Annotated in this window: 1 protein-coding gene; it reads right to left on the bottom strand. The window is 69.9% G+C overall.

The window, feature by feature from the left end:
- Nucleotides 1-949 (bottom strand): IS481 family transposase (locus tag ABZW10_RS38725; protein ID WP_355376424.1); only part of this gene is annotated, 949 nt, incomplete at its 3' end.
- Between the last annotated feature and the right edge of the window lie 115 nt (nt 950-1,064).

Below are 1,064 nucleotides of genomic sequence, written 5' to 3'. Positions count from 1 at the left end.
TGTTCTGCCCCGTGAGGTTGGGGACGCGGCTGGCGGGTGGCTTGCCTGCGAGTGCGGTGTGTCCGCGGTGGTGATTGTAGGTGTGGAGCCATGCGGGGTAGGCGTCGCGTCGTTCCTGTTCGGTGCGGTAGGGCCGGGCGTAGGCCCACTCGTCGAGCAGGGTGCGGTTGAAGCGTTCGACCTTGCCATTGGTCTGCGGCCGGTAGGGCCGGGTTCGCTTGTGCGCGATGCCCTCGGTTGCGAGGGCATCGCGCCAGACCCGTGAGCGATAGCAGGAGCCGTTGTCGGTCAGCACGCGCTGGACGGTGATCCCGGCCCGGGCGAAGAACGCGCTCGCCCGGGCCCAGAACGCGGTGGCGGTCTCCTTGCGCTCGTCGGGGAGGATCTCGCTGTAGGCCAGGCGGGAGTGGTCGTCCACGGCGTTGTGCAGGTAGCTGTAGCCGACCTTGGCACGGTTCTTGCGGCCGGCCTGGCGGCCCAGCGCCTGGTGGCCGCCGCCGTCGGGGATGTTGCCGAGCTTCTTGATGTCGACGTGGACCAACTCGCCTGGCGCGCAGTGCTCGTAGCGTCGGATCACGCGGCCGGTGGCGCGGTCGAGGTGCGCGAGGCGGGCGAGCTTGTAGCGGACCAGGACGCGGTGCACGGTGGCCGGGTTGAGCCCGAGCAGGTAGGCGATGCGGGCCGGTCCCCAGCGGCGCAGGAGGCGGACCTTGATGATCCGCCGCTCGGTGCGGGTCGGGGTCCGGCGCGGGCTGTGGTGCGGTCGGCTGGAGAGGTCGCTCATGCCGGCCTCGCCGAGTGTTCGGTAGCGGTCGGCCCAGCGCTTGGCCGTGGTGGGCGAGACCTGGAACCGCTCAGCGGCCCTGCGCAGTGGCCAGCCGTCCTCGACCACGCAGCGGGCCAGGCGCAGGCGTCCGGTCTCGGTCAGCGGTGCGTTACGGTGTGGCATGAGGGCCTTTCTGGCTGAGGTGCAGATGTCGCAATCCACACCGAGCCAGAAGGCCCTCACTCATTTCAAGATCACCCGGCCGTGAGCCCTGTCACCAACCTCCGTGGTCAGTACA

The sequence above is a fragment of the Kitasatospora sp. NPDC004723 genome, assembly GCF_040609255.1.
In the GTDB taxonomy this organism is placed as follows: domain Bacteria; phylum Actinomycetota; class Actinomycetes; order Streptomycetales; family Streptomycetaceae; genus Kitasatospora.
This window is presented reverse-complemented; position numbering and strand designations above follow the sequence as displayed.